We start from the raw sequence: 19,071 nt of genomic DNA, 5'->3' as shown, positions 1-19,071 counted from the left end.
TAAGGCGCTAAAGCGCCAACTCTGGTCGACCGCAACAACTTGCATGGGACCAGAGTAAGGCGCTAAAGCGCCAACTCTGGTCGACCGCAACAACTTGCATGGGACCAGAGTAAGGCGCTAAAGCGCCAACTCTGGTCGACAGGGGACGACGATGAAGAGCATGCCGCACAAGCTGCCCCGGGCGCATCCGTTCAAACCCCGTGCTGCGCTGCGTCTGTGCTTTGGCAGTGCGCTGGCCAGCGTGAGCGTCGCCGCCGCGGCGCAGGACGCGTCGAGCAGTCCGGCAGCGCCCGCGGCCGCGTCTTCCGCGACGCAGGCCGCCGTGCAGGAACTGCCGCCGATCCTCGTGATCGGCACCACGCCGCTCGTCGGTGTCGGCACGCCGCTCGAACGGGTACCGGCGAACGTGCAGACCGTACGCGGACGCGAGATCGAAAAGCAGCACCCGGTCACGCTCGCCGATTACTTCTCCGCGAACCTGCCCGGCGTCGACATCTCCGACGCGCAGGGCAACCCGTCGCAGGCCGACATCAACTATCGCGGGTTTACCGCGTCGCCGCTGCTGGGAACACCGCAGGGGCTGTCGGTGTTTCTCGACGGCGTGCGCATCAACGAACCGTTCGGCGACGTGGTGAACTGGGATCTGATCCCGCAGGCCGCGATCAATACGATCCAGCTGATTCCCGGCTCGAACCCGAGCTTCGGGTTGAACACGCTCGGCGGCGCCATCGCGGTCACCACCAGGAACGGCAACACGAACCCCGGCGGCAACGCTGAAGTCAGCTTCGGCTCGTTTGGCCGCAAGATCGCGCAGATCGAACAGGGCGGCGCGATCGGCTCGAACCTCGACTATTACTTCACGGCCAACGTCACGAACGACAACGGCTGGGCCGACCACAATTCGAGCCAGTTGCGCCAGGCGTTCGGCAAGCTGCGTTACCACGATTCCGACAACACGATTTCGCTGTCGATGGGCGGCGCCGACAACATGCTCAACGGCTCGCAGACCATTCCGAAATCGTTCCTCGACAACCGCAGCCAGGCGTATACGTATCCGGATACCAACGACAACAGCGTCGGCTACCTGACGCTGTCCGGCGAGCACTATTTCACGCCGAACGTCGAACTGAGCGGCAACGTCTATTACCGGCACTATCGCAACACGAATATCAGCAGCAACGTCAACGATGACTTCGGCAGCATCGACGACGACGGCGACGTCGACACGATCCAGGCGACCAACGACCAGTCGGTGATCATCACCGACAGCTACGGCGCCAGCCTGCAACTCACGTTGCTGAACCGGCTGGCGGGCATGGATAACCAGCTCGTGCTGGGCGCCGCCGCCGATTTCGCGAACTCGCATTTCACGCAGCAGTCGCAGGATGCGTTCTTCACCGACACCCGTGCGACCGTGGGCATCGGCGGTTTCGAGCCGCAGACCGACGCGAAGACGCGCAACCAGACGTTCGGCGTCTACTTCGAGAACACGCTGGCGTTCAACGAGCAGTGGTCGATGACGCTCGCCGGACGCTACAACTGGGCGAAAGCCGTGATCGGCGACGAAAGCGGCATCCAGCCGCTGCTCGACGGCAACCATACGTTCTCGCGCTTCAATCCGGCGGTGGGCATCAACTGGAACCCGACATCGTATTTCACGGCGTATGCGACGTATAACGAGGGCATGCGCTCGCCAACGGCGATCGAGCTGGCCTGCGCCGATCCGGCCTCGCCCTGCTCGCTGCCAAACGATTTCATCGCGGACCCGGACCTCAAGCCGGTCGTCTCGAAGACCTTCGAGGTTGGCGCGCGCGGACGCATCGGCAGCGCGACGTCATGGAGCGCGGCGATCTACAGCACGACGCTCGACAACGACATCCAGTTCGTCAGCAGCAATGGCGCCGCGAGCACGCTGGGCTTTTTCCAGAACGTCGGCAAGACACGCAGACAGGGGCTTGAACTCGCGGGCCGCACGCAATACGGCCCTGTCGGCTTTAGCGCGAGCTACAGCTACGTCGATGCAACGTATCGCTCGACGTGGACGGAGAACAGTGTGAGCAACTCCAGCGCCGACGCCGACGGCAACATCACCGTCAAATCCGGCGACAAGATTCCCGGCATTCCCGCCAATACCATCAAGCTGCGCATCGACTATTCGCCGTTCGCGAAGTGGAACATCGGCACGAACCTGTCGTATCGCGGCAGCATCTTCGCGCGCGGCGACGAGGACAACCAGGATGTGAACGGCAAGATTCCCGGCTATTTCCTGATCGACCTCGATACGACGTACAACGTCACGAAGCAGCTGCAGATTTTCGGCAGCATCAAGAACCTGCTCAACAAGAAGTATTCGACGTTCGGTATCGTCGGCGAGAATTTCTTCAACGGACCGAATCACACGTTCGACGGCGCGAATCCGGTCAACGAGCAGTTTCTCGGTCTCGGCGCGCCTCGCGGCTTCTGGGTTGGAATGCGGTACGCGTGGAATTGAAGCGAACGGTAACGGCGAATGTAAAAGGCCGCGAGGATGTCGCGGCCTTCAGGTCAGTCATTTCAATTTCAGTGAGCGCTCAATGCGATTCGATCGAACCTGAACTGGCCGGATACGTGACGATGCCCCACGCGAGCGGCAGATCGCCGATCTGCTTGACGGTCTGATAGTTCGAAGCGTCCAGCACGTACACCGCGTTCGAACGGCCGCACGCGAGCAGCAGCTTCGAGCCGTCCGGCGTGAAGCTGAAGTGCCAGCAACGTTGACCCACGGGCGCGTCGCTGATGTGCTCGTACGTCTTCGCATCGAACACCTGCAGCGTCTTGTCACGCGCCGCCGCCACCAGCAGATGTTTTCCCGACGGATCGAAGCCGACGCCGTAAGGGCCGAGTTTCGTATCGACCGTCTTCACGATTTTCATGCTTCCGCTGTCGAGCACGACAAACTTGTTGGTGTTCTCGAGCGTGACGACATACTGCCTGCCATCCGGCGAAGCGCGGATGCCGCGTGGCCGCGAGCCCTTGGGCATCTTCACCTCCCGCACCGGCGTACCACTGCCGACGCGGTACACCGAAACGGTATCGTCACCTTCGTTCGTCACGAGCAGCAGCTTGCCGTCCGGCGAAAACTCGACGCCTTCCGTTTCATGACCGCTCTTCACCGAGCGCACCACTTTCAGCGTCTTCAGATCGACGATCGCGATTTCGGCGGGCGGCGAGTTCGCATCGTCGTCGTCCTTGCCGCCCTGTCCGTGCTGCTCGCCCCCGCGCGATGCACCCGCTGCGTTTGCGGCGCCCGGCACGCCAGGCGGCGGTCCGCTTTCGCCAGGCTCATACGTCACGTAGGCGAAGCCGCGATGCACGCGCACGAACTCCGGGTTCTTGCCGATCTTCGCGCGCCGCTCGACCTTGCCGGTCGCGGTGTTGATTTCCGCGAGATCGCCGGTCTTCTTGTTGGCGACCAGCAGATGCTTGCCGTCCGCGGTCAGGCTGAGCCCGCGTGGACCGTCGTCGCCGAGCGAGATCGTGTTCGAGAGCGTCATCTGGTCGAGATCGATGACGCCGACGCCAGCGGTCTCGCTCGTCACGTACGCCAGGGGGGTCGCCGCGCGCGCGATGCCGGCGCCCGATGCGATCGCCCCAAACGCGGATAAAAGTGCGAGATGTACCGTGGTTTTTGTGAAACGCATGATTGTCTCCAGCAGTCTATTGACGTGCGGTCCTCGGGGTTTGTCTGATTTGAAGCCCGAACCTCAAGTTAGCCCATCCGCCCTTTGTCTGGCAATGCGACGGGGCAGGAGAATTTCCCGAATTCCGCGCGGCCACGGCCCTGGCACAGCCGGACGGCATGATCCCGGGCGTGGCCCGCTACTTCTGCTTCTGCTCCTGCGCCAGCAGATCGACCAGCGCGTTCACGCCGCGCTGCCACGACAGATCGGTATTGCCGCGTATGTCGACGGAGCGCTGGAAGACCGTCGCGCCGCTCGCCACGTCTTCGATACGCAGGTTGATGTTCAGGATCAGGTTGCTGACTTTCTGCACCCAGCACAGACCGACGCGCCCGGCGTTCAGCCGGCGCCCCACTTCGCGCTCGCATCCGTTGCACGCGTTGAGGTTCTGCATGGACTGCAACGACGCGATCAGCGCGGCGGCGGGCGCGTTGTCCGCGACGCGGTAGAGGCCGCGTTCACGCAGCGCATCGCGCAACTGGCCGCTGATCATCGTGACGCGCAACTGCTGGACGCGGGTCACGTCGGCGTCGTTGTAGGCGGCGTTGTCGTCGATCAGCGTGCAGTCCGGGATCGCGATCGTCTCTCGCGCACTGGCGGGCTGCGCGAGCGACTCGACAGGTGGCATGGCCACGCAGACGCATATCAATGCTGCGACGACGTGGATTTTCCAGGTCAGGCGCGGTGCTTCAGGCAAACGGGTCACGATGGCGCATCTCCTCGAGGACGGCATGTACGGCGATATACCTGGCTCCATGCAAAAAGCGTGCGATGAAGCAGGAATGGAGCAACCCGCTGCATGGCATGGCGTGCGCGCTATTGCCACACGCGTGTCGTCATGCATATTCCTGAACAAAATCAGCTACCTGCCGCCACTCGACAGAACAATCCCGATGATTTTTCGCGCCCCTGCGATGAAATCCGCGCGTGTGCGTCGCATACTGGTTTGCGGGCATCCTGAGCGCCTGTCCGGCACCCTCGAAGCATGACGAGGGCCTGTGTCCCGGCAGGACGCGTGACACCTTGTCCGCCCGTTGTCGCGCAGTGCGACACGCTGCGTTCGCGCAGCAAACCTGATCACGCGGGACGCGTATGAAAATCTCAGAGCCAGGCCAGACCTTCGTCGCGCCGCCCGGGCGGCAGCCGTCGCATCGCTTCGCACTCTTCAATCTGGGCTTCCGGCCGCTCTATCTGGGTGGTGCCGCGTGTGCGGCGGTGGCGCTCGCGCTATGGCTGCTGGTGCTGCGCGGCGTGCCGCTGTCCGGCGGCTACCTGATAAAGCTCGATCCGGTCGCATGGCACGCACACGAGATGGTGTTCGGCTTCGCCGCCGCGATCATCGCGGGTTTTCTGCTGACCGCGGTGCGTGCGTGGACCGGCATGCCGACCGCGCGCGGCTTCGCGCTCGCGCTGCTCGTCGCTACATGGCTCGTGGCGCGCGTGCTGGTATGGAGCGGGCCGGCCGTGCCCGCGGCCGTGATCGACAGCCTGTTCCTGCCGGCCACCGCGCTGTTGCTGCTACGCACGCTGCATCGCGCAGGCAACCGGCGCAACTATTTTCTCGTGCCGGTGCTGCTGCTTTTCGGGCTGCTGAACGCGCTCTTTCATTACTTCATGCTACACGGCGAAGTGGATTTCGCGCTGCGCTGCGTGATGGCCTCAGTGGGCATTATCGTGCTGCTCGTGAGCGTGATCACCGGACGCGTCGTGCCGATGTTCACCGCCAACGCCATTCCAGGTTTCGTGTCGCGCCGCTGGCGGCCGGTCGATCTCGCCGTGCCGCCGCTCACGCTGCTGGCGCTGCTCGCGGACGCGGTGCAAGCGGGCCCGTTCGTCGTTGCCACGCTCGCGGCGCTTGCGTGCGCGGCGCACGTCGCGCGGCTGGTCATGTGGCGTTCGTACGCGGTACGTCGTCCGCCGATCCTGTTGATCCTGCATCTCGCTTATGCGTGGATTCCGGTCGGCTTCGCGCTGCTCGTGCTGAGCGCATTCGGCGTCGTGCCGCATACGCTGGCCATGCATGCGTTCACGGCGGGCGCCATCGGCGGCGCGATCATCGCGATGATCACGCGCACCGCGCGCGGACACACCGGCAAGCCGCTCACCGCAGACGGCCGTGATATCGCGAGCTATACGCTCGTCATGGCAGGCTCCGCGCTGCGGGTATTCGGACCGCTCGTCGCGCCGCAGTTCTTCCTGTTCTGGATCACGGCGGCCGGCCTTTGCTGGATCGTGGGCTTCGGCATCTATGTCGTCGCGTACGCGCTGCCGCTGTGCCGTCCGCGTGCGGACGGCAAGCCTGGTTAAGTGTGGTCTGTTTCGCTTAGGCATTGCACGTCGCTTTCGGTGTGCGGGCGGCGCGGGCGTTAGACGATGAATGGTTGAGTTGGGCAGGAATGGCGGCGCCTCGCATCGCAGCTACGCGCGATGACAGAAACACGGAGAGTGAATCGCCCGCCACCGAACATGGTTTGCGAGCACCTCCGAAACAATGACCAATCACCTGTTCGAGCCATGGGTGCGGGTCCGTTCACGATTGGCGGGGAATCACCTAATCATTGCCTAGTCTTCTGCCAGTTCGGCAATTGATTGTCAATGGGAATTGGATGCGGTGATTTCTTGGGGACCTGTCCCTAAACTTCGGGGCGAACGGTAAACCTGCGAAGCACACGAAGCAATGTGAGCCGACACCCTCAGGAAAAGATATGCGCTTGATATTCGCAACGGAGTACCCCCGGGAGGCCTTGCCCGGCGAAGCAATGGGAGTTCTCGCTGAACTGGTGAATGACGCCGACGGATCTGACCTGAGAGTCGAATCGCATTTCGAATCAAACCAGTCGCTCTTTGCTACAGACGCAACTGCACTCGGCGGGACTGTATTCGGCGCGTCCTTGTTGGAGCATGCAAAAGAGTTTGAGCTTGCCGCTATACCGCGGGGTAAGAAGGGACATGAATCCGAGCAGGACGCAAAGCGTTTTCAACGTATCTTCGACGACTGTCTGCATCGCGAAGGGTTTCGCCTGCTTGCTACCGTGCCCATGCCGCCGACGGGCATGTGGTCTTCACGGGAGATTGATAGCGCAGCGAGCCTCGTAGGATTGCGTATTAGGTCGTACGACGCTTTGTCGCGTGAAGTCTTCTCGTCGATTGGCTGTGCCGCAACTAATTTGCCATTTTCCCGGTTACGCGCCGCGCTCGAAGCGGGAGCATTTGACGCGGTCCTGTCCTCGGGAGACGGAGCTGCGGGGGATCTTCTGGCCAGTCACTTCGGACACTACCTGCCCGTCGCCTACAGCACGCCTTTGTGCTTTCTCATTGTCAAGGATGTGACTTTCCGGGCGCTATCGATGCGTGGACAGCGGACCCTGAAATGGGCCGGAAGGGAAGTCCAGTTCCGGTACTGGGCGCGACAGACCGTTCGAGAAGAAAAAAATCTACGGGCAATACAGGACCGCGGCATACGGGTGAGACGCAGTCTTCCCGGAGACGTCATGGAATTGCTGGAGAAAAAGATGGAGCTGGTACGACGGCGCCTGATTGCGGAGCATGCCTTGGCCGACGTACTCGTACCGATTGCCTGAGAACTTATAAAAGGAGTGCGACCGTGTCGTCGATTGTCTCTGATTCAAGGCTTCCGCACATTAAGGGTTCCATCTTTGCAACGATGGCCCGCGCGGCAAAGAAGTACGGTGCGGTGAACCTATCGCAGGGGTTTCCGGATTTCGCTCCTGACCAACGGCTGCTGGAAGCGCTTTCCGAGGCGGTCCAGGGCAATCATAACCAGTACGGCCTTCCTGAAGGCTCTGAAACATTGCGTCAGTCCATCGCGCGCATGTTTCAAAACCTCTACGGACTCGAGTTCTCCGCGGAGACCCGAATCACGATCACTGCTGGAGCGACGCAGGCCATCTCGGCGGCGATCAGCAGTCTCGTTCACGCTGGAGAAGAAGTAATTTTCTTATCGCCTGCGTTCGAATCGTACGCACCCACGATTCTTCTCGCTGGCGGCGTTCCGGTGTGCGTGGAGCTCAGGGCTCCGACGTTCGAAATCGACTGGGATGAAGTCGAAAAGAGCGTGACGACGCACACGCGGATGATTGTCGTGAATAGCCCACACAACCCGACTGGGCGGTGCTGGACGGCGGTCGATGTGGACAGGCTTGCGCGGATCGCTGACCAGTACAACCTTCTCGTGCTGAGCGACGAGGTCTATCACAACATCGTCTTTGCCCCACAACAGCACATTACGGCAATGTCGGATGAACGACTGCGCGAGAGAACTGTTGTGGTGGGCTCGCTCGGCAAAACAATGCACGTTACCGGCTGGAGAATCGGATACGCGATCGCTGCGACCGCCTTGACTAACGAAATCCGCAAGGTTCTCCAGTTCAACACGTACGCTGCGCCCACGCCGCTGCAGCAAGCTATGGCTGCCGTACTGGATGACGCGGCGTATTGCGATTTGCCGCAACTCTTTCTTCAGAAGCGTAATCGCTTTCTTGAGGGATTGGGTAGCTCGCGCTTCAGCTTCATGCCAACCGGCGGCGGCTATTTCCAGATGCTCGACTATTCGGCGATATCCGAGCTTCCGGATACGGAGTTTGCCAACCATCTCATCGAGTGCCACGGTGTTGCCGGGCTGCCGATGTCCGGGTTCGGCTATCAGTATGCGAAGTCGAAGCTCCTGCGGTTCTGTTTTGCCAAGAAAGAAGAAACGCTCGACGCGGCCACCGCCATTCTCCGCACAATCTAAACCATGAACGTACACAAATTCACCGAACAGGGCGACCGTAGTCGCACGATACAACTGGTCGCGAAGGCTCTCACCATTGCCGGATGGACCGGCCGGAATCCGGAGGCCGTTCAACACCACATCGATGAACTCGCGGCGATCGGCGTTGCGCCGCCTAAACAGATTCCGACGCTTTATCGCGTGGCTCGCGCCCTGCTCACGACTGAACCGGTCATCGAGGCCATCGGGGCAAGCTCAAGCGGCGAGGCGGAGTTTTGCCTTTTTAACACAGACGGCCAACTGTACGTCGCGGTCGGCTCAGACCACACTGACCGGGCGCTCGAGACACATGACGTGGCGCTTTCCAAACAGGTCTGCGCAAAGCCCTTGAGTGGTGACTGCTGGCGATTCGATGAAGTGGAGGATCATTGGGACCAATTGATCCTGCGCAGCTTCGCCACAACGGATGGCATCGAGCGGCTATATCAGGAAGGGTCTGTAGCCGAGTTGTTGCACCCGCGGGAATTGCTCTCAAGGCTGGAGGTGCCATTCGAGCACGGCAGCGTCCTTTTCGGAGGCACCGTGCCCGTCAAGGGCACCATGACTGGAGCCGAGTTCTTCCGCGTCGAACTGCACGACCCGGTACTGGGTCGCACTCTTGCCTGTGAATATCAACTCAAAGTTCTTTAATAGGAGAACATCAATGCTGAAGCCGCATCTTGAGTTTGTCTCGCTGGACCTGAATGAAGGCTGGAGCGTGCCCCCGGGCTATCCGCAAGGAATTGAGGAGAAAGTTCTTTGTGGCTCCCTTTCCCCGGAAACCAGCACCGGCTGCAGAACCCGACTGCTTCGCTTCGCAGCGGGCATTTACACGACCGCACCGTTTGTGCACGCGTACTGGGAAGAAGTCTACCTCGTGCAGGGTGACCTGACGGTTGGTAACGATGCGAATGGGCAAGGCGGGATACCGTTTGGTCCGAACACATATGCATGCCGCCCCCCTGGCGCGTTTCATGGCCCGTTCAAGTCGGAAAACGGCTGCATGCTCCTCGAAATCCACTACTACGTGAAAGAGCACGCTATTGCAACGGCGGTACCGGCTGCGGTGGCGGCGTGAAAGGCTCTCCTATGGAAGCAAACGCCCAACGAAGACTACGACTCGCACAGTGGACAGCATTCTGGCTCACGATTGTGGCATACATGGTGTCGTTCTTTCATCGAGTTGCACCTGCAGCACTATCGATTGAGCTACAAAAGGCATTTTCCGCCACCAGCACGGAACTCGGATCCATCACGGCAGTTTTCTTCTTTGCCGTGATGGCCATGCAGATTCCGACCGGCGTTATTGCCGATACCTTGGGGCCGCGGCGGATACTGGTGGTCGGCTGCGTGACGGCGGCACTCGGCGCTTTCGTCTTCGCGAGCGCTCACACGGTCGAAGTCGCGTGCGTCGGACGTGGGCTCATTGGTCTCGGCGCCGCCGTCCCGTTTGTCGCGTTGCTGCGATTGAACGCGTCGTGGTTTTCAGCCCGGCAGTTTGCGACGCTGAGCGGACTTACCCTGCTCTTTGGTAACCTGGGATCAATATTGTCGACTGCGCCGCTACAGATGATGTCGCAGATCGTTAGCTGGCGCGTCGTCATTGGCGGCATCGGCGGTCTTACCCTCGTAGCCGGAGCGCTCATCGCGGTGTTCGTGCGGGACAAGCCCGCCGACCTTGGACTGCCGCATCCGGACGGTCAACCCAGCGTTCCTCCGCATTCCCGGCCGTCGTGGGTCCGGCAGTTGCGCGATGTCGTTACGAACGCACGTACGTGGCCGTGCTTTTGGGTGGGATTTGGCATCTGCGGGACGTTCTTCGCATTCACCAGCCTATGGGCAGTACCGTATCTGGTCAAATTTATCGGTCTGAGCAAGGGCGAGGCGTCCATGCATGTCCTGGTCATGATTCTTTGTCATTCGGTTACGGCGCTCTTCTTGGGGCGGGCGTCCGATCGGCTGGGTAACCGCAAGGGGCTCCTGCTGATCCTCGGAGCGGTTTATCTCGTCTCGTGGATGCCCATGTTGGGTCCGATGAACGCGTTCTCTGGCGAGAGCTATGTCGTATTCGCGATTCAAGGTATGGCCTCCACCAGTTACACTCTCATCTGGGCCATCGCCAAAGAGGTGAACGATCCAAATTCGGCGGGCATGGCTATCGGAGTCACGAATACCAGCATGTTCATGGCTGCGGCGATCCTGCAGCCGCTGATTGGTTCTCTGATAGACCGGTTTGGTATGCAAGGGATGACTTACTCCATCGCACTACTGGCGGCGGTATCCGGAGTCGGTCTGCTTGCCGGGATGTGTCTGGTCGAAACGCGAGGAAAAAACATTTACGTAGAGAGGGCCATATAACGATGCTTTACTCTTTCTATAACATCGACGCGCCAGGCACAGACCTGAGAGCGACGCTACGCCCAGCACACCGCGAATACCTCGCGAAATTCGCAGAACAGTTCGCCTTCGCGGGGCCGCTGCTGGCGGAAGACGGGGTGACTCCGGTTGGTAGCTTGCTTGTGCTCGATTTTGAGACTGTCGAGGAGGCGAACGCTTTTATCAAGGCGGAGCCGTACACGGTCGCAGGGCTTTATGCGAGTGTCAGTATCCGGCCGTTCCTCAACCTATGGCGGCAGCGCAAGGGCTTTCCCGAGCCTCGTTGACGCGCTTTAGCCTGTGCCCGGAAGACGCCCCTTTGCGGTGGGGCGCTTCTCACCAGAATAGCTCGGCGCATTCTTGTACAATCGCCAGAGCCCGCACCGAACGATTGGCGACATGTCCACAAACCCTCCCGTAAAACGCCGGTTTCGAAGCGTTATCCTGATTCCAGCCGTGGGCGTGCTCGTACTCGCCGCCGTCTGGATTGGCGTGTTGACCCGGCTATCTACGGAAAGGGTGGAGGTGTTACAGGCGGCTCAGTCCAAGGCAGATGTTTTAGCTGATGCTCTGGTCCAGCACACGGAGACCACGATTCACGATGTGGATGTCATCGCGCTCGTGGTGAAACTTCAGTTTGAAAGGGACCCAGCGTCAGTCAACCTAAAGGCGCTGCAAGACGCGGGGTTTTTCACGAGAGAAACTGCCGCCCAAGTCTCGATTGTCGACCCCGCCGGACGTATTCTACAAAGCACTATCCCTTACGCCGGCGGCGTTTACATTACTGACCGCCAGCACTTTGCGGTCCATCGGACGCCTGATGTACCTGGACTCTATATCAGCAAACCGGTGCTCGGCCGAGTCTCCGGGAAATGGACAATTCAACTGACGCGTCGGCTGGAGACAAAGAACGGTAACTTCGCGGGTGTGGTAGTCGTCTCCGAGGACCGACGCTACCTCACACGCGGATTTACTGATGTCGCTGCGCTCGGGGAGAACGGCTCGGCGGCTGTCTTCCTACAGGACGGCTCGAAGCTCTCCGATGACGGGGTCGAGGAGGAAGCAACAGGCAAGCAGGCGAAAAGTCGCGATAGTCGAGAACCCACTAGGAAACTTGTGGATCAGATAACTGCGCAGCGTACCGTGCCGGGCTATCCGCTTCACGTCGAGGTGTCCCTTCGTCGTTCGGATTCGCTGACGGCCTTTAACAACATGAAATCGGTGTATCTCACGAGCACCGCCTTGCTATCGTTCTTTTTCGCGATGTTCGTGATCGCGATATCGGTACTCGTACATCGCCTCTTCAAGAGTCGCGACCGGCTTCGAGTCCTCTCCGAGACCGATGCACTCACGGCTCTGTGGAACCGCTATGGGCTACTCGCGCGGTTAAACGAGGAAATGGCAAGGCAGTCATGCCTGAACCGCCTCGCTGTCGTCTACATCGACCTTGGCAATCTTAAACAGGTTAACGACACGCTCGGCCACGAAGCCGGTGACCAGTTGTTGAAGAAAATTTCCGTGCGACTTCGGCAAGGGCTGTTGCCTTACACTATCGGCCGGTTTGGCGGTGATGAATTTCTCGTGATTGTGACGCCTGATGATAGCGATGCAGACGTCTATCCTGCGACACACAAGGTGATAGATGCGATTATCGCCATATTTGAGGCGGCGGTCACGTTGCGCGGAAACGTCTTCAATATCCGGGCAAGCATTGGAGTCTCGATACGTGCACGCAGTGAGGATGGCGTTTCGACGCTTATTCGCGAGGCCGACGAGGCGATGTACGCCGCCAAGGCGCAGATGGTGAGTACGCACAAGACGAACTGGCGATACTATTCAAACGAGATGCGCGAGAGCGGGCGTCTGGCGGTTGAAAACGAGCAACGCTTGCGCATCGCGTTAAGCGACGGAAGTCTCCGGCTTGCCTTTTACCCCGTCCGTGAGACGCACAGCAAGAGTGTGGGAGGTTTTCGTGTCGAAGTTGCCGTCCTGGAGGAGAACGGCAACCTGGTGCCCGTGAACTCCTCCCTGTCAATCAACGAAGAAAATGGGCTACTTGGGCCGATAACTGAGTTCGCCCTTGTTCAGATCTGCCTCACCCTCTCGAGCTGGCGCGAAGATGGGGCTGAGCCCACACGACTTAGCTATCCGCTGGACAAAGAACAGTTTCTCAACGTCGACTGCGCCCTCATCGTCCGCGAACTCGTGCGGAGGTTTGAATTTGTGCCAGACGAATTCGTGCTGGAAGTCCCGGAAATCGCGTTTTTTGACGAGCCCGTCCTCGCGGCAGAACGCGCCGTTGCACTTGCCAGCACAGGCGTGCGCCTGATGCTTGGCACCTTCTCGGGTGGCTTTGGCGCGTTTGAGTTACTCAAGAATAGTCCGATCCGGGGTGTGGTAATCGGACCCCAGTCATGTTCGGCTGATATATTGGCCTCGGCGGTCGGGTGCGTAACACATTCAGGCCGGACAGTTATGCTGGAATCGGACGAGCTATCTGCAAAGGTAGCTCCCAGCTCGTCGGTATCGGTACTAGAGTCCTTCGGCGCTCATCTCGACGCAAACGCGGCCTTTCAATTATTGAGACAGGTTGCGGGCCCTTGAAGAAGGTATGCTTATGTGAGTAAAACTCATGGCTGACGCAGTAAGTGAAAAATCGGGAAACTGTTATTTACGCGGCCGAAGTCGCGGTCGGACGCGAGCGCGTAAGCGTGAGACTGCTGGTATGTGAAGCACTGATCCTCCTCGAACGGGAGCTTATTCAGGCGGATGGCACATCCTTCATCCACTCCGTTTTGGTGGATGCGCACGCCGCCGTGTACGACTATCTGACTGCAGACCCGTATTTCGCGCAGTTGGAACGGCACTATAGTGCCATTCAAGAGAAAATTCGTCAGCTTGTAAGCCAAGAAGAATGAGCGAACCTAATATTTTCTGAGAGGTTGTGGAGGGAATGCAAGCGAGTATCGGGGAGGTGCTGGCCGCAATCAATGTGCTAGGTGAGTGCAGAGACGACATAGAACTTCATCCGCGGCTCAGAGCCATTTTCTCGCGGCTTCAGGTTCCCTCGTTTATCTTCAGTTCCTTCCGGGTGGACACGAACGGACCCACGACCGATTATCGCTTCCTCGTTGGATGCAACCCGGAGTGGATTCAGATCTATCAGCACCGCCACTGGTACAGCAATGACCCATATCTTCAGTACGCACGGGTCAATGCGATGCCAGCGCTCGGCAGTAGCATCCAGATAACCAGCGCAGGCCAACGTGCTATGCGCACCACGGCCCGTCAATACGGGTTTCGGAGCAACCTGATCGTCCCTGCACATTCCCGCGCGACATCGCTCCTTGGCGTCTTACATGTCGCGAGCGAAGTCGAAGTTGAAGATGGGGGGGAAGCGCGACTGTTTGAATGGCAGGCGCTCTTGCGCGCAATTGCGATGACGCTTCTGGATGTACGCATGATGGCGCGGCGCAACTTGATGGTCGCCAAGTTTGAACTCGATGAACGCGACCTGATTGCACTTCGGCTTGTGCTGATAGCGGAACCCGCACAAGAGGTGGCGAAGAGCATGGGGCTCTCGGTCGCGAGCATCTATTCCATGTACTCACGGATAAACGAGAAAATGGGCACAAACCGGATTAACGAGGCCGCGCGTCTAGCTCAACAGAACGATTTGCTGTAAGTCGCTTCGGCACTGTTATTCCGCGACGCAACCGGTGCGGGAGAGTTCCCCCTAATGCGGCGCCGCCCCGTTGGGGATCCGCTCGAAACGTTATCGGGCGATCGATGTGCCGCAGGAGTCCTCGGCATCTTCCCGAGACGAACGGACCAGCAGTGCGCGTGCGTCGGACGGCGCCTGCTCAAGCCAGCTGGTCGTGCGTGCGGCACCCGCGGCATGCATCGCGAGACGAAGGGCCGCACCGACGGATTCGTGTACATCGATACCGGCACGTACCATGGCAGCGTAATTGGCTTTGACGCGTTCAGGAAGCGCTTTCCACTCCAGACGCTCTGTCTCAGTTGCCGCTTTTTGTACGGCGGCCCGGATTTCAGGTGAGAGGGCATTGAAGCGGCTTCTGCTTACCACGACAAACGACAGCGGATAAGCGTACGACACCGCGGTGAAATTTGGCAGATGTGGAGCAAAAGCCCGGCCAACCTCGCCGTCGCCCGAGGACAGCACCGCGTCAAGCTGGCCGCTTTCAACTCGACTCTGCATCTCGCTCGCCGAGCTTGCCACCGCCTTTGCGCCGAGCATGGTGAAAACGCCTGCGGACGCCTTGTCGTAAGCACGTAGACGAAGTCCCTCGAAGTCATCGAGCGTCTCTAATGCCTGCTTCGACCAGATACCTGTTGGTGGCCACGGCGTGACGAAAAGCAGGTGCAGGCCGGCAGCGCCGAGTGATTTTTCGTATTGCTCGCGCGCCATGCACGCCAACTGCCTGGCTTCGTCAATCGAACTGATCTCGAAAGGCAGGGTAGAGAGGGCAAAGACCGAGTCAACGGGAATCAACGAGCTGGCGAACACGGAGGCCACGTCAAACCGACCGTCTTTCAACGCGTCGAGTACGTCAGAAGGCAGCGGCGTGCCGAAATGCGTTTGGGCCACGAGGTTGCCATTCGTTGCTCGTGCAAGTTCGGAAGCAAAGGTCGCGATACCATGACCCGACACAGTGTCGGGAGGGTACGAAGTCGTGATGTTCCATGTGTCCGCATTGTTGGCGGCAAACACGGAAGGCGCCACACTCGCAACCAATAACAACGCCATGCCTGTACCACTAATCATTCTGGTAAACCGACGCAACGCGCATCCCTCTTGCGAAATATGAACAGATCGGCGGTCAGGTCATGTTTTTAGCGATAGCACCTGCGCCGGCGAAAAGGCACTATCACACGAAGGCCGCGATAATCCGCCCCCCTGCAATTATCGCGAAACTTGTGGTATAGGTGCCGCGCACTTCCGACTTTAGCTCGTTCAAATTCGGCCACCTGCCCTTGTCGCTATGCCAATACTGACCCGTTGCGATAATCTTAAAGTTGCCAGTTTCAGTGCCGTTAACATCGGGATTGACGTCAACTCGATGCGAGACCGTCGATCCCTATCGGACATCTTTGCACCGGACGGGGACGATTTCTTAAAATTGCAACATAAGAGCGAGCATATTCGTGACAAATCGACCGAAGCTGCGAAGCGCATTGAAAGAAGCATGGTGTAAAACAGTCGACAAATACGATCGCGGTTTTGTGAATTCGGAACGCGCGCTCCAGGCAATTTTGTGGTCTGAACTGCAAGCAAGTTTTTCGGAGCATTTTCCGAAGGTTCGTGTGTTTGTAGAACCTTTAATCACACTTGGAGAGAAGACTGCCGAAAAAAGCAAAGTTAGACCTGATTTTGCTATCTGTTCGGCAACAAAAGTAATAAGCATTGTTGAACTGAAGTACGCGCCACGCGGGAAAGCGGCGATGTTCGACGACGTCAGGAAACTCGGCAAGATATCTGCGGAGGGAAGTTTAATTACCGTGTTTCATGAGCGGTATCGTGGCAAAGCACTTTCATGCCAAACATATGTCATGGCAGCCTCACCGCTGTTTGTCTGGGCGGGCTTCCACACAGGGGTCCTGCAGCGGGAGATCGGCGAGGACATGATGTCCGGGTTGCGAGGTAAATTTTTCGAAATGCACGCGCATACACGGGAAGGAAAAACGCCTGAAGTCGAATTCCGCATCGATAAGTGATCCGAACCCCCGGTATGGTAACGACAATTGCGATAGCGAAACGATGTGCACGTTTTATCGTAACGAATCAACCTGCAGTGACTCCAGTATGCCAATCGGTCCAGGACTGATGATCTAGAGGAAAAATGAAGATCCTCCTTCGTTGCACATAGATGTGCATACGAGGCCGTGCCCACGGCGATCGCGCGCTCGGTCGTCGGGCGTTAGCCGGCCATCTTCGGCCACTCGATCGTGCTCTTCGGTCGCCATCTAAACGTCAAATCTACAACAATCTTCGGACGTCCTTGCCTCCGCTACTCGTACACAGTCGGAACGATCTTTCGCTATCGGTAGCCTACAAAACTTCCCTGGCTCCAGACAGTAAGATAGGCTTTCGCCTGCGACTACATGCCTACAAATACCGGGGATTGACATGAAAACCGTTCGCGTGAACAACGCACACAACAAAGACGCGCTCGAAGGCCTCATTTTCTTCTCCGAGCGGATGCGCGAGCTTCTAGCTCACTCCACTGACGATTCTTTCAAGGTATCGGCGCTGAACACGCCAGGGCGCGCGCGGGAATTGGAGCGGCTACTCCGACACACTTACGCAACGACTCAGAAAGCGCAAGCTCTTAGTCCACTCCTAGAGGAGCTTGCTGACAGCATTAGAAGCGACTACGTCATCCAGACAATGCACAACAAAAACGTATTGCTTCGCATGGTCGACGAAGTCAAGGATGCTGTTTCGGAAAATAAGCCCCGTTTGATACTTGAAGCCGCTGACTCTTTAGCCGGCGCAATCGGCTTGTTATCGAATTATATGATTTTCGCTCAAGATCTTTTGTTGAATGTAATTATTTCGCAGAAGGAAAAGAAAAAAATTTCGGCGGTGAGCGATAGTCTTGTTGTCCAGCTCCAGTCGCATGGTTACAGTCGCGAATATATACGACATATATCAAAGACCTGTCTCGCGGCAAAACTTTCGAAGCAAGATGAAATCGACGTCAAGACGGTCATCTCGGAATTCTTTTCTAAATTTACTGGTGAGCGAAAAAAATATACAGGCATAACCCGATGCAGACTGAATCTACCGGAAGAGGCGGGGCGGTCTAGCCGGTTGGAATTCAGTAAGAAGCCAAACGGATTTGACAATCTTTCCTTGCTCGAATTGGCTGATGGTACATCTCACGAACAAGGCGGCCTTAATATGTACGCGCTTCGTACCGATATTGAGGCCTGCGATGCTTTTAGTGCTCGCGAAAGTTTTTTTACGTCAATTAACGCAAATAACTCTATCTATCAGTTTTTAAATCACTCCCCGATAGCGTATTTCGCGCACGATTGTCTAATTAAAGACGTGGAGTCTGGGAAAGAGTTGCGAATTAGGCGCCCCACCAATGTTATGTTACGCGGCCAGACTCGCCAAACCCTCACGGTCACCGATCAAACTAAAACGAAGGATCTGATATCCGCCATTGGAAATCTATCAGATTCTTCAAAAAAATCTTTGATTTCCGCCCTTCGATTTCATAAGGAGGCGTTAGATTCAAGTTCTCTTGAGAATCAGCTCATCGACTTATGGGCCGCATTGGAGGGCTTCGTACCTCAACCCATCGATGAGAGCCCCAGAATTGGCTCGGTGCTCGATCATATCTTGCCGTCCCAGATACTGGTCTATGCAGAAAAGAAATTCAGGTATGTTGTGACGGGCGTGAAAAATGCTGGCGCGCAAGCTGCCGACATTATAAATAGCCTGCCTTGTGGCGATGTCTTTGATAAAAGAGTCGCGGCGCTTATCGTATGCCCTGAGTTTTCCGGCAAGCTCGATGAACTTTTAAAGCTGCCATCTGTTTCTCCATTGTTGCGATACAGGATGTTTTCCTTGTTCGAAAATTTCTCGACGCGAGGGAAGGCTAAGGAGGAGCTTCTTAGACACCGGAAACGATTAGAGTGGCAAATTCGGCGGATATATATAACCCGTAATACTCTAATGCATAGTGCGACATCGCATGGGGATCTCGACGTTTTGGTTGAGAACCTGCATTCCTATTTGGACATACTTCTGAATTCGGTCACGCGCATGACCAGTATAATGGGAGGAAAAACAACGATTAATGCTATATTAAAAGCCTTGTCCGCGGCTGAAAAAACTTATCTAAAATCTCTTGATGATGAAAAAGAGGGGACGCTAACACCAAAAAATTTCGCTTGTATCTTTTTTTCAGATACGAATCCGCTTTTGAATGTTGTTTGACTGGTTACGTAAGGGAGGGTGTCACTTTTCCCCGGCGCACGTCTCTCATTATTGAAGACGTAACTAGCTCGCCTCCAGACTTGCGGTGCCGGCTGTATTCGGTTGGCGCCGAACTCGCCATATGGCCGAATACGAGCCACGTCAGTCCGTTGCCTGGCGAGAGCAGCCGTTCGGACCTCGCGGCTTCCAAGGGCCGGAGAGGGTCGGTTACGGTCCACGCCCTCGCGAGC

Annotated in this window: 17 protein-coding genes; 14 read left to right on the top strand and 3 right to left on the bottom strand. The window is 57.9% G+C overall.

Annotation, left to right across the window (positions count from 1 at the left end; all coding sequences use genetic code 11):
* The first annotated feature begins 151 nt into the window (after window positions 1-151).
* Window positions 152-2,491, top strand: coding sequence for a TonB-dependent receptor (locus LPA37_RS23160; protein WP_229013828.1), 2,340 nt, complete (start codon window positions 152-154; stop codon window positions 2,489-2,491).
* Window positions 2,492-2,570: 79 nt separating this feature from the next.
* Here LPA37_RS23160 and LPA37_RS23155 read toward each other — a convergent pair whose 3' ends face one another.
* Window positions 2,571-3,680 carry a beta-propeller fold lactonase family protein gene (locus LPA37_RS23155; RefSeq protein ID WP_229013827.1) on the bottom strand — a complete coding sequence of 370 codons (1,110 nt, stop codon included), beginning with the start codon at window positions 3,678-3,680 and terminating at the stop codon, window positions 2,571-2,573.
* A gap of 178 nt (window positions 3,681-3,858) precedes the next feature.
* A complete protein-coding gene (locus tag LPA37_RS23150) occupies window positions 3,859-4,347 on the bottom strand; it encodes a DUF3280 domain-containing protein (RefSeq protein WP_229013826.1) in 489 nt (162 codons plus the stop codon).
* Between LPA37_RS23150 and LPA37_RS23145 the strand changes: the two genes are divergently transcribed.
* The 11 genes from LPA37_RS23145 (at window position 4,346) to LPA37_RS23095 (ending at window position 14,551) form a co-directional block, all read left to right on the top strand.
* Entirely contained in the window at window positions 4,346-4,708 is a 363-nt protein-coding gene (locus tag LPA37_RS23145; protein ID WP_229013825.1) for a hypothetical protein, read from the top strand. The two genes, LPA37_RS23150 and LPA37_RS23145, sit on opposite strands and share 2 nt — an antisense overlap.
* A gap of 103 nt (window positions 4,709-4,811) precedes the next feature.
* Window positions 4,812-6,026, top strand: a complete 1,215-nt coding sequence (locus LPA37_RS23140) for an NnrS family protein (RefSeq protein WP_229013824.1) — start codon at window positions 4,812-4,814, stop codon at window positions 6,024-6,026.
* A gap of 398 nt (window positions 6,027-6,424) precedes the next feature.
* Window positions 6,425-7,300, top strand: a complete 876-nt coding sequence (locus LPA37_RS23135) for a type 2 periplasmic-binding domain-containing protein (RefSeq protein WP_229013823.1) — start codon at window positions 6,425-6,427, stop codon at window positions 7,298-7,300.
* 23 nt (window positions 7,301-7,323) lie between these two features.
* Entirely contained in the window at window positions 7,324-8,472 is a 1,149-nt protein-coding gene (locus LPA37_RS23130) for a methionine aminotransferase (protein WP_229013822.1), read from the top strand.
* Window positions 8,473-8,475: 3 nt separating this feature from the next.
* Window positions 8,476-9,141 carry a DUF2848 domain-containing protein gene (locus LPA37_RS23125; RefSeq protein ID WP_229013821.1) on the top strand — a complete coding sequence of 222 codons (666 nt, stop codon included), beginning with the start codon at window positions 8,476-8,478 and terminating at the stop codon, window positions 9,139-9,141.
* A gap of 13 nt (window positions 9,142-9,154) precedes the next feature.
* Window positions 9,155-9,568 (top strand): cupin domain-containing protein, encoded by a 414-nt coding sequence (locus tag LPA37_RS23120; RefSeq protein WP_229013820.1) that lies wholly within the window; start codon window positions 9,155-9,157, stop codon window positions 9,566-9,568.
* Window positions 9,569-9,579: 11 nt separating this feature from the next.
* A complete protein-coding gene (locus LPA37_RS23115) occupies window positions 9,580-10,848 on the top strand; it encodes an MFS transporter (protein WP_229013819.1) in 1,269 nt (422 codons plus the stop codon).
* A 2-nt stretch (window positions 10,849-10,850) separates the two neighbouring features.
* Window positions 10,851-11,153, top strand: coding sequence for a YciI family protein (locus LPA37_RS23110; RefSeq protein WP_229013818.1), 303 nt, complete (start codon window positions 10,851-10,853; stop codon window positions 11,151-11,153).
* A gap of 112 nt (window positions 11,154-11,265) precedes the next feature.
* A complete protein-coding gene (locus LPA37_RS23105) occupies window positions 11,266-13,470 on the top strand; it encodes a diguanylate cyclase domain-containing protein (RefSeq protein ID WP_229013817.1) in 2,205 nt (734 codons plus the stop codon).
* A 44-nt stretch (window positions 13,471-13,514) separates the two neighbouring features.
* Window positions 13,515-13,784 carry a hypothetical protein gene (locus LPA37_RS23100; RefSeq protein ID WP_229013816.1) on the top strand — a complete coding sequence of 90 codons (270 nt, stop codon included), beginning with the start codon at window positions 13,515-13,517 and terminating at the stop codon, window positions 13,782-13,784.
* Window positions 13,785-13,819: 35 nt separating this feature from the next.
* Window positions 13,820-14,551 carry an autoinducer binding domain-containing protein gene (locus LPA37_RS23095; protein WP_229013815.1) on the top strand — a complete coding sequence of 244 codons (732 nt, stop codon included), beginning with the start codon at window positions 13,820-13,822 and terminating at the stop codon, window positions 14,549-14,551.
* A 90-nt stretch (window positions 14,552-14,641) separates the two neighbouring features.
* On the opposite strand, the gene dctP is transcribed toward LPA37_RS23095, so the two are convergent.
* A complete protein-coding gene (gene dctP / locus LPA37_RS23090; RefSeq protein ID WP_229013814.1) occupies window positions 14,642-15,637 on the bottom strand; it encodes a TRAP transporter substrate-binding protein DctP in 996 nt (331 codons plus the stop codon).
* A gap of 398 nt (window positions 15,638-16,035) precedes the next feature.
* Between dctP and LPA37_RS23085 the strand changes: the two genes are divergently transcribed.
* A complete protein-coding gene (locus tag LPA37_RS23085) occupies window positions 16,036-16,605 on the top strand; it encodes a hypothetical protein (protein WP_229013813.1) in 570 nt (189 codons plus the stop codon).
* 412 nt (window positions 16,606-17,017) lie between these two features.
* Window positions 17,018-18,841 (top strand): hypothetical protein, encoded by a 1,824-nt coding sequence (locus LPA37_RS23080; protein WP_229013812.1) that lies wholly within the window; start codon window positions 17,018-17,020, stop codon window positions 18,839-18,841.
* The last annotated feature ends 230 nt before the right edge of the window (window positions 18,842-19,071 follow it).

The organism is Paraburkholderia gardini (genome assembly GCF_907164545.1).
In the GTDB taxonomy this organism is placed as follows: domain Bacteria; phylum Pseudomonadota; class Gammaproteobacteria; order Burkholderiales; family Burkholderiaceae; genus Paraburkholderia; species Paraburkholderia gardini.
The sequence above is the reverse complement of the archived record's forward strand: the minus strand, read 5'-3'. Positions and strand labels throughout refer to the sequence as shown.